Origin of the sequence: Bartonella rattimassiliensis 15908, assembly GCF_000278215.1 — a bacterium.
In the GTDB taxonomy this organism is placed as follows: domain Bacteria; phylum Pseudomonadota; class Alphaproteobacteria; order Rhizobiales; family Rhizobiaceae; genus Bartonella; species Bartonella rattimassiliensis.
Map to the genome: position 1 here is coordinate 207,344 of NZ_JH725066.1, position 15,883 is coordinate 223,226.

General features: G+C 37.2%; 12 protein-coding genes, 2 tRNA genes and 2 pseudogenes. 9 read left to right on the forward strand and 7 right to left on the reverse strand.

Going from position 1 to position 15,883, the window contains the following annotated elements; genetic code table 11:
• The first annotated feature begins 153 nt into the window (after window positions 1–153).
• The 3 genes from MCY_RS05510 (at window position 154) to pgi (ending at window position 6,277) form a co-directional block, all read left to right on the forward strand.
• Window positions 154–1,293 carry an efflux RND transporter periplasmic adaptor subunit gene (locus MCY_RS05510; RefSeq protein ID WP_007347388.1) on the forward strand — a complete coding sequence of 380 codons (1,140 nt, stop codon included), beginning with the start codon at window positions 154–156 and terminating at the stop codon, window positions 1,291–1,293.
• On the forward strand, window positions 1,290–4,424 hold the full coding sequence (locus MCY_RS05515; protein ID WP_007347389.1) for an efflux RND transporter permease subunit: 3,135 nt from the start codon (window positions 1,290–1,292) through the stop codon (window positions 4,422–4,424). The genes MCY_RS05510 and MCY_RS05515 overlap by 4 nt, the downstream gene beginning before the upstream one ends.
• Before the next feature lie 188 nt (window positions 4,425–4,612).
• Window positions 4,613–6,277, forward strand: coding sequence for a glucose-6-phosphate isomerase (gene pgi, locus MCY_RS05520; protein ID WP_007347390.1), 1,665 nt, complete (start codon window positions 4,613–4,615; stop codon window positions 6,275–6,277).
• Window positions 6,278–6,598: 321 nt separating this feature from the next.
• Here the strand turns inward: pgi and MCY_RS05525 are convergent.
• Window positions 6,599–6,688: transfer RNA gene (locus MCY_RS05525), tRNA-Ser, on the reverse strand.
• Window positions 6,689–6,963: 275 nt separating this feature from the next.
• On the opposite strand from MCY_RS05525, the gene rplU reads away from it, so the two are divergent.
• The 4 genes from rplU (at window position 6,964) to MCY_RS05550 (ending at window position 11,955) form a co-directional block, all read left to right on the forward strand.
• Window positions 6,964–7,443, forward strand: a complete 480-nt coding sequence (gene rplU, locus MCY_RS05530) for a 50S ribosomal protein L21 (RefSeq protein WP_007347391.1) — start codon at window positions 6,964–6,966, stop codon at window positions 7,441–7,443.
• Between the two features lie 12 nt (window positions 7,444–7,455).
• Complete coding sequence (gene rpmA / locus MCY_RS05535) at window positions 7,456–7,725, forward strand: 50S ribosomal protein L27 (RefSeq protein ID WP_007347392.1); 270 nt, start codon at window positions 7,456–7,458, stop codon at window positions 7,723–7,725.
• 1,392 nt (window positions 7,726–9,117) lie between these two features.
• Window positions 9,118–11,643 carry a phosphoenolpyruvate--protein phosphotransferase gene (gene ptsP / locus MCY_RS05545; RefSeq protein WP_007347394.1) on the forward strand — a complete coding sequence of 842 codons (2,526 nt, stop codon included), beginning with the start codon at window positions 9,118–9,120 and terminating at the stop codon, window positions 11,641–11,643.
• A gap of 222 nt (window positions 11,644–11,865) precedes the next feature.
• Window positions 11,866–11,955 (forward strand) — tRNA-Ser (locus MCY_RS05550).
• Between the two features lie 46 nt (window positions 11,956–12,001).
• Here MCY_RS05550 and MCY_RS05555 read toward each other — a convergent pair.
• The 4 genes and pseudogenes from MCY_RS05555 to MCY_RS05570 form a co-directional block, all read right to left on the reverse strand.
• A pseudogene (locus tag MCY_RS05555) lies at window positions 12,002–12,421 on the reverse strand (XRE family transcriptional regulator).
• Window positions 12,422–12,667: 246 nt separating this feature from the next.
• Window positions 12,668–12,880, reverse strand: a complete 213-nt coding sequence (locus MCY_RS05560) for a hypothetical protein (RefSeq protein ID WP_007347396.1) — start codon at window positions 12,878–12,880, stop codon at window positions 12,668–12,670.
• Between the two features lie 128 nt (window positions 12,881–13,008).
• Entirely contained in the window at window positions 13,009–13,236 is a 228-nt protein-coding gene (locus MCY_RS05565) for a hypothetical protein (RefSeq protein WP_007347397.1), read from the reverse strand.
• Window positions 13,233–13,895 (reverse strand): lysozyme, encoded by a 663-nt coding sequence (locus MCY_RS05570; protein ID WP_007347398.1) that lies wholly within the window; start codon window positions 13,893–13,895, stop codon window positions 13,233–13,235. Before MCY_RS05570 ends, MCY_RS05565 begins: the two co-directional genes overlap by 4 nt.
• 158 nt (window positions 13,896–14,053) lie before the next feature.
• Between MCY_RS05570 and MCY_RS05575 the strand changes: the two genes are divergently transcribed.
• Window positions 14,054–14,356, forward strand: coding sequence for a type II toxin-antitoxin system RelE/ParE family toxin (locus tag MCY_RS05575; RefSeq protein WP_026087975.1), 303 nt, complete (start codon window positions 14,054–14,056; stop codon window positions 14,354–14,356).
• Window positions 14,343–14,663: an addiction module antidote protein gene (locus MCY_RS05580; RefSeq protein ID WP_007347400.1), complete on the forward strand. Its 321-nt coding sequence runs from the start codon at window positions 14,343–14,345 to the stop codon at window positions 14,661–14,663. Before MCY_RS05575 ends, MCY_RS05580 begins: the two co-directional genes overlap by 14 nt.
• 41 nt (window positions 14,664–14,704) lie before the next feature.
• On the opposite strand, the gene MCY_RS05585 is transcribed toward MCY_RS05580, so the two are convergent.
• Complete coding sequence (locus tag MCY_RS05585; protein WP_007347401.1) at window positions 14,705–14,983, reverse strand: hypothetical protein; 279 nt, start codon at window positions 14,981–14,983, stop codon at window positions 14,705–14,707.
• Window positions 14,980–15,738: pseudogene (locus MCY_RS05590) on the reverse strand (antA/AntB antirepressor family protein). The gene MCY_RS05585 and the pseudogene MCY_RS05590 overlap by 4 nt, the downstream one beginning before the upstream one ends.
• Window positions 15,739–15,883: the final 145 nt, after the last annotated feature.

Here is a 15,883-nt window from a genome sequence, read left to right on the forward strand (position 1 = left end):
TTAGTCTATGAAAGATAGTTAGGGGGAGATGAGATATGTTTTTCGCGGTAGGGGGGTAAGAGATATACGCCTGCTGTTTGGTTTTTCTATAAAATGCTGATATTACTGTTGAATAACTGTTTCAGATAAACATAACACAGCAAGGGTGGATGTATGGCGTTATTAAAAAAGATTTTTGCATTCGTATTTTTAATTGTCATTTTAATGGTTACTTATTTGGCTGGAAAACAGAGTGCAGAACAACCCATTTCTATGGTGGATAAAACACGAGTATCGTCTAACCCTTCAAAGGGAAAAATGGGAAGACCACCGATGAATGTTGTCGTTGATCTTGTAAAAATTAAAGATTTTTATGAGCGCCTTAATGTTTTAGGAAATGGGCAGGCACTCGCAGAAGTTGAGCTTACCCCTTTATCTCCAGGTATTGTTGATAAGCTTTTTGTATCAGCTGGTACAAAAGTACAAGTAGGTGATGCGATTGCAAAGCTTGATTCTAAAAAAGAGGAAATAGCGGCTGCAAAAGCAAAAGTACAGCGTGACAATAATTCATTAACGCTTTCGCGCATTCTTAAATTACGTGCCAGCAATACAGCGACGGAAGTTCAAGAACTTACGGCACGTTTAGAGTTAGATAACGCAAATTTAGTTTTGCGTAATGCTGAATTAGATCTGGAACGGCGAATAATTCGAGCACCTATTCCTGGAGTTATTGGTATTTTACCCGTTGATGCGGGGAATAACGTGACCATTAATACTGTAATAGGCCGTATTGAAAATAGAGAACGAATTTTGGTCGATATATGGGCTCCTGAACGATACGTTTCGCGCCTTCATAAAGGAGATGAGGTAACGGCCACATTAACCGCGCAGCCAGATAAATCTTTTGTTGGTCATATTTATGCGATTGATAATATCGTTGATTCAGACAGTCGCACACTTCATGTTCAGGTTGAAATCAATAATGAAAAAGATACACTCATGTCTGGTATGTCTTTTTCTGTTGCTTTGCAATTTCATGGCGGTTCTTTCCCTGTCGTTAATCCTCTTGCTGTTCAATGGAACAGTAAAGGGTCATTTGTTTGGCGTGTGAGAGAAGGAAAAGTAGAGGCTATTCCTGTATCGATTATTCAGCATGAAGCAGATAAAGTTTTCGTAAAAGCTCCCTTAGAAAATGGTGATCAAGTTGTCATTCAAGGGGTACAAATGCTTTATCCAGGAAGTAAAGTAACCATTGTTGATCCAAAGTTCCATCAGCAGCAATTATCAACAGTTTATGGAACAGATATACAATGAACCAAGAATTGAATACAAAACAGTCTATGTCACAGGTGGAACAAGGTGGTCTCATTACCTTATTTATTCGCAGGCCGGTTTTTACTTTTGTTTTAAATGCTATGATCATCATTGCAGGATTTGCAGCATGGTTGAATGTTGATGTGAGAGAATTACCCGATGTTGATACGCCAGTCACAACGATTGTGACGATATTTTCTGGTGCATCAGCGGAAACAATTGATCGTGAAGTAACAAAAGTTATAGAAGATGCTGTTTCTCGTGTTTCAGGTGTTAAGGCGATTTCTTCAACATCTTCTTTTGGACGCTCCCGTGTGCAGATTGATTTTAATGTTGGTGTTGATTTGAATGTAGCGGCATCTGATATCCGTGATGCTCTGTCTCGCATTGCTTATTCTTTACCCAAAAATGCAGATTCACCTTTGATTATTAAAGCAGATTCGAATGCTGCTGCCATGATGTATTTAGTTGTAACATCACCAACAATGAGTATTGATGATTTAACAACAGTTGTAGATGATCAGATTGTTGATGCAATTTCTGCTGTTGAAGGTGTTGGGGATGTACAGGTCGATAGTGCTCGTACAAAGATTTTTCAGATTGATATAGATCAAGATAAACTTGCAAGTTATGGATTAACAGTAGCAGATATTTCACGTGTTCTTGCTGATATGACAACGGATGTGCCAGTAGGATCATTACGCAATTCTAGGCAAACTTTAGTTGTACGTGCTACTGCACGTTTAACAACACCGGAATCTTTTGAACAAGTTGTTTTAAAGCCTCATGTGCATCTCGGTGACGTTGCACATGTTACTTTATCACCGGATCTAGAAACGGTTATTCTTCGTATCAATGGGAAGACAGGGATTGGATTAGGGATTGTGCGAAAAGCACAATCCAACACCCTTAATATTTCTGCAGGCGTGAGAGCTGTTGTTGATAATCTTAAAAGTGTCGTTCCTCCTTCTGTACATATAGACGTTATTAGTGACGATGCAATTTTTATTAAAAGTGCCCTTCATGAGGTTGAGATTGCGTTGGTCATTGCTATTTTGAGCGTTATTTTTGTCATTTTTCTTTTTCTCAGAGATTTTCGTGTAACGCTAATACCTGCTTTATCTCTTCCTGTCGCTTTGATTGGTACCATTGCCGCTATTTATCTTGTAGGATTTTCCTTAAATATTTTTACATTTTTAGGACTTGTTTTAGCAACAGGGCTTGTTGTGGATGATGCCATTGTTGTTCTTGAGAATATTGTTCGGTGGCGCACTATGGGGGTAGGTTCTAGAGCTGCAGCGGTGTTAGGAACACATGAAGTATTTTTTGCTGTTTTAGCAACAACATTGACTTTAGTGGCTGTGTTTGTTCCTATATCTTTTCTTCCCGGGCAAGTTGGAGGACTTTTTAGAGAATTTGGTTTTGTCTTGGCAATTTCTATTTTGCTTTCTTCCATTATTGCCTTAACACTTTGTCCCATGTTAGCTTCACGTTTTCTCAAAGAAAATATTGAGGAGAATGAGAAGAAAGTCCATCATTTTACTTTTTTATACAAATTAGGCGCTTTGTTTCATAAGACATATACTTACAGTTTGCATAAGTGTTTAGAAAAGCCTTGGGCTGTTGTTTTTGCTTCACTTATTTTTACAGGTCTTTGTGTGGGATGCTATACGAAGCTACAACAGGAATTAACACCAGAAGAAGATAGAGCTCTTATCTTTTTGGTCATTAATGGACCACAAGGTATTTCAACACAATATTTGAACGAGCAAGTAGAGCAAATTGAAGCCAGTCTACAGCCATTGCGTGATGCAGGCGAGATTGCGAACAGTTACTCTATAGCAGGTATTGGTGGTTCATCCAATACTGCTTTTTTGGTTTTATTGCTGTCACCTTGGGATGAACGTTTACGGAGTCAGCAAGAAATCGTGAAAGATGTTAATGCAAGGGTTAGACGGTTTCCCGCAGTTTTTGTGTTTGCTGCACAGGGAAATTCTCTAGGTGTGAGAGGAACTGGGCAAGGGTTACAATTTGCAGTTCTTGGCAATGATTATGCAACATTACAACCCATTGCTGATAGGTTGGTGCGTGCTTTACAAGATGATCCGCATTTTATTCGCCCACGTCTTACTGTTGATGCAACACAACCGCAATTTTTCATTGAAATCAATCGCAAAAAAGCTTCCGATTTAGGGATTGATATCACCAATTTAGGCGATACATTACAAGCAATGTTGGATGGTAAAAAGATTGGAGCCATTAACATAGATAATCATTCTTATGATGTTAAACTGATATCGCGTAAAAATTCTATGAAGAGTCCTACTGATTTAGAAAATATTTTTTTAAAGACCAAAAACGATCGTTACATCCCTTTATCAGTTATTGCCCATTTACATGAAAAAGCTATCGCCCCCCAATTAAAACGGGAAAAACGCATGAGTGCTATTGTTTTAAGTACAAATCTTGCTCCAGGTATGGCTTTAGGGGATGCTTACCAAACTGTAGAGAAAATTGCTTCTCCTTTGTTATCGAAAGGAACCTATGTGGTTCCTTTAGGAGAAGCTGAAACGCTTAATGAAACTTCTTCCAGTTTTATGATTGTTTTTGGTATTGCTTTTTTGATTATTTTATTGATTTTGGCTGCTCAGTTTGAAAGCTTTATTTCAGGATTCATTATCATAGCTACTGTCCCATTAGGGATTGGTTGTGCTGTAGTTGCTATGCTATTAAGCGGTGTAAGTCTTAATATTTACAGTCAAATTGGATTAATTTTATTAATTGGCGTTATGGCTAAAAATGGTATTCTTATTGTTGAATTTGCAGATCAATTACGTGATAAAGGAAGAAGCGTGCGTGAAGCCATAGAAGAAGCAGCAAATATTCGCCTTCGTCCAGTTTGTATGACAATGATTTGTGCCATTTTAGGGGGTATTCCTTTGGTTTTAGCTAAAGGTGCTGGCGCAGAAGCTCGTATAGCTTTAGGTTGGGTTATCGTTGGTGGTTTAGGTTTAGCAACTATTTTTACACTGTATGTTACGCCGGTCGTTTATCTTTTTTTGGGGCGTTTTATAAGCTCAAAAGTAGAAGAAAATATACGATTAGCAAAAGAACTCAATCAAGTTAAATGATGCATCTAGTAGAAAAGCTTTAAAAGTTTATTTTTGTAAAAATATTATTTGGGATTTTTACTTTTTTACTTTGATATCCCTTAAATTTTTATGTGAGCAATGAAAATAGCGCGAAATAGAAGATATTCTTTTTACTTTGTGATTATTTGTCATAGATTTCATTATCAATAACCGTGTAGGATAAGCTTATGGGAGATAGCTTTTCGATTCGAAATGAAAAGGCTTTTGAAGCCGCATTAAAAGCTTTAAGGAGCCATGCTGCAAAGGATGGGGTCGATGATATTCGTCGGCATTTTTTAGAAGATGAACAGCGTTTTTCCCATTTTTCTCTCAGACTTGATGATTTTCTTTTCGATTTTTCAAAATGTGGTGTAACATTTAAAACATTGCAGCTTCTAGATGATTTAGCTGTCGCATCAGATGTGTTAGGCCGGCGTGATGCAATGTTTTCTGGTCAGGCGATTAATACAACTGAAAAACGCTCAGTGCTTCATATCGCATTACGTTTGCCTTCTGATGAAATTTTTATGTTAGATGGTCATGATCTTATTCGCGATATTCAAGATGTCCTTGGAGATATGGAAAGATTTGCTGAAAAGGTACGTGATGGCAGCTATAAGGGAAGCAGTGGAGAGAGAATAAGTGATATTGTAAATATTGGTATTGGTGGTTCTGATCTTGGTCCTGCAATGGTCACGTATGCTTTAAAACCCTATCATGATGGTCCACGTTGTCATTTTGTTTCTAATGCTGACAGTGCTCATATTTCTGATACTCTCTCTATTTTGAATCCAGCGACAACGCTGTTTGTCATTGCTTCTAAAACTTTTACAACGGCTGAAACAATGGAAAATGCTGAAGTTGCACGTCAGTGGATTTGTTCGTATTTAGGAAAAGAAGCCGTTTGTACGCATTTTGTTGCTGTTTCGAGTGCTCTTGATAAAGTGGCAGGATTTGGCATAGATTCCACAAAAGTGTTTAAATTTTGGAATTGGGTTGGAGGGCGTTATTCAATTTGGTCAGCTATTGGACTTGTTGTTATGTTTGCAATAGGGGGGCAGAATTTTCGCCAATTTCTCAATGGTGCTTTGCAAATGGACCAACATTTTAAGACCATGCCTTTGCATACAAATATTCCTATTCGCTTTGCTCTTTTAGGGTTCTGGCATCGTGTTATTTGTGGTTATTCATCACGTTCTGTTATTCCCTACGCACAGCGTTTAATACATTTCCCAGCTTATTTACAACAGCTTGATATGGAATCAAATGGGAAGCAAGTTTCTTTGGATGGAAAACCCTTAGGTTTCTCAAGTGGTCCGATTGTTTGGGGTGATGCAGGAACAAATAGTCAACATGCTTTTTTTCAGCTTCTGCATCAAGGAACAGATGTTATTCCTGTAGAATTTATTTTATTTATAAAAGGGCATGAGAAAAATTTACATTCTATGTATGAGAGGTTGCTAGCAAACTGTTTAGCACAATCAAAAGCTTTGATGAAAGGGCGTAGTATTGAAGATGCACAGCATATCTTGAGAAAAAATGGAGTTGATGAGCGTGAAGCAGATCATTTAGCACTTCATAGAAGTTTTAAAGGAAACCGTCCCAGCATTACGTTGGTTCAGGATTTATTAACGCCTTTTGCACTTGGACGTCTCATTGCGCTTTATGAACATCGTGTTTTTGTTGAAGGGATTTTAATGAATATTAATTCATTTGATCAATGGGGTGTTGAACTCGGTAAAGAATTAGCGGATGAGTTACTACCAATTCTTCGTGGAGAAAGTAAAGCGGATAATCGCGATAGTTCAACATTAGGGTTACTCGCACATATTCAAGCAAGACGCGCAAAATAAATATAATTTGATAGGAGATGCTATACTAACTTGAAGTAAAAATAGAATGAGAGAAAAATATGAAATAATTTTTTATTTTGACTAGGCTTTCCCTTATTGTTTGAATTAGATTTTTTTGACAGGAAATCAAAAAAGAGCAAAGATTGTAAGAGAATTTATTAACAAAAACGATAAAGAGGCTTTGCAAGATCTTAAAGATCTTTTGTAACTTCCTTTAAGATCTTTTGAAAGATGAATTGGTAGAAATTTAGACCAAAATATACAAAACTCACTAGCAAGCATGATTAAAGACACTTTAATACTGTCACGGGAGTTAAACTTTGGCGGAGAGAGAGGGATTTGAACCCCCGATAGAGTCACCTCTATGCCGCATTTCGAGTGCGGTGCTTTCAACCACTCAGCCATCTCTCCATATTAAAGTGAAATAATATTTGAGTGTATGAAGGGTAGATAACCTTCAATTGTTTTTGGTACAACCTTTTTTTCTTTTTTATAGGACTTTATTGACAGAGAATAGAAATTCCTTCATATATAAAATATAAGCGTGGGGAAATCTGCGCTCGTTTGTGTTGAGGAAGATTTATACCTTTCTTTAAGATCTATTACGACTGATAAAAAGCAGCCTATTTTCCCTTATTTCAAGGCAGAAATTAAAATAAGAGCTGGAGTGAACGGAAGGATAAAAAATGTTCGCAGTCATCAAGACCGGTGGTAAGCAATACCGTATTGTTGCTAACCAAGTGGTAAGAGTTGAAAAAGTTAGTGGAAATACGGGTGATGTTGTTGAATTCAATGATATATTGATGGTTGGGCAAGAAGGTAATGCGGTTATTGGTACACCTGTTGTTGCTGATGCATTGGTGACGGCTGAGATTATAGAACAGGCGCGTGGACGCAAAATTATCGCATTTAAAAAGCGCCGCCGCCAAAATTCTAAACGCACGCGTGGTCATCGTCAAGGGTTTACAATACTTCGTATTTTAAAAATTTTAATGGGTGGTTCACAGCCTAAAAAAGTAACTGCGAAACCCATCAAAGAAGAAAAAATTGCATCAAAGGAAACAAAAGCACCTACTTCTGTTGAAAATACAGCTAAAAAAGCAACTGAAAAAAAGATTACATCGCAAAAGCAAACAGTTGTAGTATCAAAGAGTAAGAAAGATTAAAGGAGAGCGTCTATGGCACATAAAAAAGCTGGAGGTTCCTCGCGTAATGGTCGCGATTCAGAATCGAAACGTCTAGGCGTTAAAAAATTTGGTGGTGAAAGCGTTATTGCTGGAAATATTATTGTCCGTCAACGCGGTACACGTTGGCATCCTGGTCACAATGTTGGCATTGGAAAAGACCATACACTTTTTGCACTATCAAATGGAAAGGTTTCTTTTCAACGCAAAGCGGGTAACCGTTCCTATGTTTCAGTCATTCCTATGGTGGATAGAGCAGAGTAATCTGCAGCACTCTCTAGCAATCAACTGTAATTTCGTTGAATTGTAGTTGTAGTTTTATAAGCATTAAAAGGGAAAGATAGAATATTATCTTTCCCTTTTTGTGTTGGTACTATAATAAATGTAGAAGGTATATGGAAAACAAAAAAGGTAGAATTGAGGAAATGATTTTTCACAAGGAGGAAAGTTTTGTCGGGTGTTGTGTTTGTACTGAAGATATTGATATTATAATGGAATTTGTTGATAAATTTGTGTATAATAATAGAGAGTTTACTTTTTTTATGCATGGAGAAGCGTTTAGTAATTTCTTTATCAAAAGGGTGTTTTGTTTTCGGGAGATTATAAGAAATTTGATGACAGTACTATTTATGCGATTATTTTGATAAAGACAAATCTTTTTATTGATATGTATGATTTTGATAAGTTGTCATATTGTTTTTTTAGATGGTGATGTGGAAAGGCACAGAAATGAAAAATCCACAAGATGGCAGTCAAAACTACTTTGAAAGTGATATTCATGCAGGGAAGCAGTAAATTGGGAGCAAAATTACCATTTTAAAAGGAACGGTATTTCAAAGATATAAAAAAAATAATCAATGTGAAATCAGTTACCTTTAAAAGTATTTTTTCTGATTTTACTATTATTGTGCATTGTTAAAAATAAACCAGCATAAGAGCGAGGATGAAGGCAATGATTGCTTTTTATTTTTATGCTTTAGTTATCTCATGTGTCGAAATATCTAGAGAATAAGATTATTTGTAAAGTTTTGCTTGGCTTTAGTGGTTAAGAATGGCGTTGGAGGAATGTGCGAAGGGCATGGTATGTTTGCGATATTGATTGAGGCATAGGAGTAGCTTAAAATATATCAATGCTATATATTTAAGGGGGAATATTATAGGATATTCTGCACAGGATTTTAAAGATGGTAAGTTGCATGAAGCAATTTTAACTATGGAATGAATTGAGAAGAAGGACAGGGGATTAAATCAATTTGGAGGGGTAAGTTAGAATGTTAGCTAACGTTACAGATGATCGGAGAAGGATTATTTCTTGTAAAGGGAAATAATGATAAGTTATGTTAAATAACTTGGGACAATGAGAGCGTTTTAAAACATAGTTTTTCAAGCTATTGGGGCTTTTAAAAGCGAGGTTTTGTCTTTGTAGAGTAAAGAGTAAGAGTCAAATTTGCGTATGTTAGTTTTAAGCAATCCGCTGGATGATCATATCCAAATTGTTTTATCGTTTATATTGAGGTGTTTAGGTACCTCACTTGGCTATATTCCGCAAAATAAAAGAGAATCATTATATTGTTTATAGCTTGTATTTTTGTAAATGCAGCTTTGAAAAGGGATTTATCAGAGTATTCGTGTTCAAATGTGAGGCAATTTGAATTCATGATGAGATGTGAGAAAGCAGAAGCAATGAATGTGGATTTTACCGAAAGTGAAATCTTGTCTATAAGATCTGTCCAACTTGCAGCTACTTTTGATCATAAAAATGATGCGATCTATGCTGCTGCTGAATTACTTATGCAGGTTGGTGCAGTTGACAAATGCTATTTGGCAAGCATGCTTGCACGTGAAGAAATGACCAATACTTGGCTTGGGAATGGTATAGCTATCCCTCATGGCATGGTTGAGAATCGTGATTTAATTATCAAGGACGCTGTTGCTGTTATACAGGTCCCTGCTGGTGTTGAGTGGCAGGATGGAAAGAAAGCACATTTGGTTATTGCTATTGCAGCGTGTCCAGAACGCTATAGAGAAATTTGCAAAAAATTGACCTCTCTTTTACTTGATAAAAAACAGCTTGAAGTACTTGCAACAACGACAGATAAACAGCAAATTGTTACAACTCTGTTTGATCAAGATATGAAGATAGAAAAAACTTTAATTGGTGATCTTTCTGTGTGTCAAGAATGGACTTTAGATTATCCAAGTGGTCTTCATGCACGACCAGCTTCTCTTTGGGCTGATTTTGCGAAAAAGGTTCAAAGCTCTATCAGGGTTCGCCATGGCCAATACGCCGTTGAAATGAAAAATTTAGTTGGGTTATTGCAATTGGGAGCAAAAAACGGTGATGTTTTAATTTTTTCTACAGATGCTGCAGAAGGAACACAACTTCTTAAGGATGCGATTTCTATTGTAAAAAAGGTGAGCGTTAGTGAAAAATGCGTGATGAGAGCAATAGAATCTCAAACAAAGACTTTTCATGGTTGGTATCCACGTTCTATGCAAAAAGGCATTTCTGGTGTTGGAGCAAGTTCAGGATTAGCGTTTGGTAAGATTTTTGTTTTAAAGCAAAATGATATTTCCATAATAGACCAGCCAATTGATTTTGCTATTGGTACAGCGTGTCTTGAAGATGCTCTTACAAAAACAAAACAAAAAATGGCATCGTTGATTTCTGATATTACAGTGCGCATAGGGGCGGATTCTGCTGCGATTTTTTCTGCGCAAATGGTTTTACTTGAAGATGAAAACTTAATATCTCAAGCTTATCGCTTTATAGCAGAAGGTCACGGTGTAGCTTGGTCTTGGGATAAAGCAGTTCGGCAATTTTCAGATATGTTTTCTAAGGTAGATAATCCTTTGTTAGCCGCACGTGCTGTTAATTTACTTGATATTGGTCGTCGTGTTTTAGGTGAAATAAATCCATCTTATAGGTCATTCTTTTTAAATGATATTCCACGTGGTGTAATTCTGGTTACAAATGATCTTTCTCCTTCTGATATAGCACAACTCGATTGTACAAAGATAAAAGGATTAGCAACAGCATGGGGAGGTCCATTATCTCATACGGCTATTTTGGCGCGTAGTCTTGATATTCCGATGGTTGTTGCTGCAGGCTCTGATATTTTATCGGTTCAGTCCGATATTCAAGCTATTATTGATGGCGATAATGGGTTCATTTACCTTGATCCTACCTTTGAAGATGTTGAAGATGTTCAAAGGCAAATTAATATTGCTGCACAGAAACGTGTCAGTGAGATAAATGCGTGTAGATCCCCAGCGCAAACGATAGATGGTCAAAGAATTCGTATCATGGCTAATGTCAACTACGCAAATCAAGTTCCTGTTGCATTTGATTTAGGGGCTGAAGGTGTGGGACTCATGCGTACGGAATTTTTGTTTTTAGAGAATCCACATATTCCGGATGAAGAGGTACAATTTGATATATATCGTGCGATGATTAGAGCTGTAGGAGATAAGCCATTAATTATTCGTGCGCTTGATATTGGTGGGGATAAACAGGCTACGCATTTATCTAAAGAAGACAATCCTTTTTTAGGTGTTCGAGGAACACGGCTTTTGTTACGTCGACGTGATCTTTTGATTCCTCAGTTACATGCTTTGTATAGAGCAGCAAAAGAGGGAGGAGATCTATGGATTGTGTTTCCAATGGTAATGTCTGTTTCAGAGATTGTTGCTATAAAAAAGATTGCAGAAGAAATCCGTAACGATATTGATGCACCAAAATTAAAACTTGGTATTATGATCGAAGTTCCAGCAGCGGCCATTATGGCGGATGTGTTGAGCGTCCATGTTGATTTTTTCTCTATTGGAACCAATGATTTAACACAGTATACGATGGCTGTTGATCGGCAAAATCCGTATCTTGTGTCTGAAGCTGATAGTCTTGATCCAGCAGTTTTACGTCTGATTTATCAGACTATTCAGGGGGCAATCCAACATAACTGTTGGGTTAGTGTATGTGGTGGTATGGCTGGAGATCCTTTTGGTGCGATGATTTTGACTGGGTTGGGAATTAATGAGCTTTCTATGCTATCTTGCGATATTTCTCCAGTAAAGACATGTTTGCAGACACATAGTTTTGAAGAGATGAAAATTTTAGCGCAAAAAGCGTTACAATGTGAAACAGCACGAGCTGTACGTGCTCTAAGAAAGGATATAAGGTGATAAGGAAGAACATTAAAGAGAAAGAACTAATTCATTGTACAAAGTAATCAGAATTGCATTGTACGATATCTATCCACGGAAAAGTTTTCTCTTAAAAAGAAAGGATGTGCTTGTTATTCAACAATATCATCTCTTACTTTAATAAAAGAATTTGTTTTTTTAATTTTGAATGTATAGTTTAGACTTGCGCGTTATTTCTTTCTGGGTATAGTGCGAATTTCTGGAGAGGTGGCCGAGTGGTTGAAGGCGCACGCCTGGAACGCGTGTATATGGGAAACCATATCGAGGGTTCGAATCCCTCTCTCTCCGCCACGGAGCTTTTATCGTGCTATAATTTTTTGATTTTGCGTGTCTTTTTTTAAGGTTCGGGATAAATAAAGGTTCGGGAATAGGATTTTCCAATGTACCTCTCCAAAGTACTTCCTTTTTTCCTAACTTTCTCCAACAATTTTTTAAATTCTGCCGAATCCTGTTATGAAAAATTTTCTAAAGTTTTAACAAACATGTCCATAGCTTCATGTCCAAATGAGTCAGAAGGTTTGACTGTAAAATTCTTACGACAGATATCAGCCTCTTTTCTTAAGAGAGAAGCCATATTTCTATCTAAATCATAAAGCTCTATGATCTTGTCTTCCATGCCTACTGGAATAGATTTCTTGTCAATCTCGACAGAAGATAAAAATGCTACAGATATGCCTACTTTATCAGCCATATCTAAGAGTCGTTCGAAGCGATCAAGGCGAATTTTGCGTAAAATTTTGCCAAATGATGTAAGCATCTAAAAAATCCTGCTAGAAAAAAATCTTCTCATGATTCTAGCAAATATTTTTGAGACTTTCTCAATTATTACGAATCAAAACTTCTTTTCGAGGTGTTTTTTGAGAGCTTTTATGAAAGATTTTTGGGGAGCTAATCTTTTGAACCCCACTGTTTGAGATGTGCAAAGATATTATTGATTGCCTCCACAAGGCGTGCGAAATTGATAATTCATTTGCTAAACAGTTTCGCACATCTCAGAATGTATTTAGAGTCGGATATTTGGTTTTTGTGTAAAAATATTTACCAATGCATCTATAAGGCGTGAAAAATCAAGCGCTAGTAAGAGTATAATGAGTACAATCCATCTCGTATAACGTGACATCACTTTTATACTTTTGTAGGTCATAATAATTTCTTGAAGGATTTCTTTTTCTGCTTCTGTAAGCTCTGTATCGTCTTGTGGTTTTTTTCTAGCCATGTTGCCACCCGCACATGCGTTCGCCTTGCTTGTTATGCTTTAAGATCTCTCTTGCTAAATTGGACCTGATAGCGTTGACATCTTGTCTCTCTAAATAAATGGGCAACCAACCAATACAAGAGACATGCTTATTTGTCCCGCAACCAACGAGAGAGAGCAGCACGCACATCAGTATCACTTTTCTTATTAACTTCATTTTCCATCTCCAGCCGTGTTGTTGCTGCCTTTAAGTTTTTTTCTGTTTGCTTTTGCCGTTCTGCCTTTTTTCCAAGGGTAAAAGCTTTTGCCAAAGCCATAAAAAAAGCGGCTAGAGCCGCGCCTATTAACAGCAGATTTCTTTTCATCCATAAGATCATAGGCGGTGTTCCTGAAAACGTTTAGCAACAAAGAAAATGCCAGCACATGCAGCTAAAACCATGATAGTGGCGAGCGCCCATTGCACTGGACCATTGCCTGCTAATAAGCCTCCAAGCCCAGAAAAAGAACCAATGACTGGTGCAAGGGCTTCGGCTTTGAAAAGCCCTGTTTGTGCTTGCATTTCTACGGTTTGATAGTTAGAGGAAACAAAAGCACCTTTCGCCCATAAGCCTGCTTCTGCTGCACGCCGGTGTACAAGACCTTGCAAGCGTTTTCCACCGGCTTTGGTCCATTTCTGTAATTCGGTTGGGATTGCTTCATAATCGCCACTATTGAGTTTTTTTAATAGGATCGAATTGCAAAAAGCTGTTGTTCCTACATTATAGCAAAAGGAGACCAATGCCGCGAGTTGTTCATCGGTTAAAGAAACTTGAACGGCTTGTTCAACGGCATTTTCAAATTGTCTTAAATCTTGGCAAAGAAGTTCTTCAGCTTGTTTTTCAGTGATTGCCATGCCTTTATGAACAAAAGGTTTTCCAGCATTGTTTGTATGTCCATAACCAATGGTCCATACCCCGATGGCATCTTTATAGGCATTCAAACGCAAGCCTTCCCATTGTTTAATCAGTGCTAGCCCTTCTGGTGATATTTTTCGCATATGTTTCTCCATAAAAAAGCCCTGCAAAAAGCAGAGCTGGATTAAAAAATTGACCTCTTTCCCATTCGGAAGGTTGGCTTGTTAAAACCTATGTAGCTTTTTCATTGGAACAAAAGAATGTATTTGACATTGTAGAAATTGTATCTTATAAATTACAGATATTTACAGTATACAAAACAGAGAATTTTATAAAATGGCTAGATTCTTTAAAAGATGAGATTGCGCAAGCACATATTGTTAAACGGATAGCAAGAATAGAAACGGGATTTCTTGGAAATGTAAAATTTTTTCGTGGAATTGGAGAATTAAAAATGCATCATGGTCCTGGCTATCGAATTTATTTTGTAAAACAAGGTAAACAAATCATTTTGTTATTAAATGCTGGTGATAAATCCACACAACAAAAGGATATCGAAAAAGCTCTTCAATTAGTAAAGGAAATGAAACATGGAAATTACTAAATTTGACACAAGTGAATATTTCAAGACACCTGAGACACAAAGGATTCTTTTAGAAGATGCTCTTGAAAGCAAAGATAGTAAGTATCTTGCTCATGCTCTTGGTATAATAGCAAAAAACCAAGGAATGAGTAAAATCGCTCAAAATACAGGACTATCAAGAGAGTCTCTTTATCGTTCTTTAAGCGATAAAGGTGATCCACGCCTTTCTACTTTTCTTAGTGTTTTAAGTGCATTAGATTTGCAAATAAGTTTGACGCCTATTCAAAAGAATTGTAAGGAGCAGACAGCTTTAGAAGAAGCATCTTAAACCCTCCCCATTTTGAGAACGGGGAGGGATATATTTTTTACTTAAGCAACCTTTTTAATAGGGCTCTCGAAATTTGGTTCATAAGCGCGCAACAAAGAATCCATGCTATGCGGTAGCTCTGAAGAACCAAAGTCTGTAAGAATTGCTAAAATCTTTGTAATATTAGGCACGTCATTTTGAAGTTTTAAAACTAGAACCTTTTCTATTGTATTCATAGTTTGAACCAGAGCACTACAATCTTTGTCGCTCACATTTTCATCATTAGAAAATTTAAACAGTGCCATCCATAAATCGCATAAGAAGTTGGTATCTATCTTCATTGTACATCTCCATGGATTTGTTCTCTTAAACATGCCAATCCTCTCGATGTGATTTTTGTTGAAGGGAGTACCTTCTCTATACCATCCGGTATTTGAATAGTGATAGCAGGCCAATCCATGAAGCCTTTCTTGATTTTATCCTGATAAGGTAATAGAGGTGCCCCTGGAGCCGGCGCCGATAGACCCAATCATTTTTACGTAAGTAATCGGTTAAATCTTTTGGTCGTATCTCTAACATTTTTGCAGCTTCGGATAAGACCAAACAGACCATCAGAACGTTTTAAGCCTTCCAGAACCTCTGCTTTTGGAGTCAATTCAGCAATGGTATTATCCTTTTGCTTGATTTGACTTTGTAGGTGGTTCAAGACACCAAGCAATGCTTCGGGTTTGGAATAATCAACTTGTGGAGCGGTTATCTGTGGAGTAATTGCCTGTTTTAACCGTCTTTCACATTCGATAAAATATAAACGAGCTTCTCTGCCTTTCTTATTATTCTCAAGCATCGAAAGTTCTTTCGCTACACTTAAGATCAGGTGATAGTCTTTACGATTGTGACCCCCCCTACCTTTGCTCGCCAAATTTGGCGAGCAAACAAAGTCTTGATTTTCTAGCAAATTATATTTTTTGATACGATCAGTAATCCAATCTGAAAAGTCTTTACCTACCTCCAAAAAGGCATGCAAATCACGAGCGTTAACAGTTTGAACAGTTTCCTGATCAATTGTTTGTTCCAATATTGGAATAAGTGTGTTCATGTGAACTTCTTATCGTTAGATGTTTTTCATTGACACTCTAAAGAGAGTGTCGGGCGCTGAAAAACACGGCGATAAGTCCATCGTTACACTTTCCCCGCAAGGGTATTGTATAGTGTAACCACACCTGACAAAATCACTATATGCT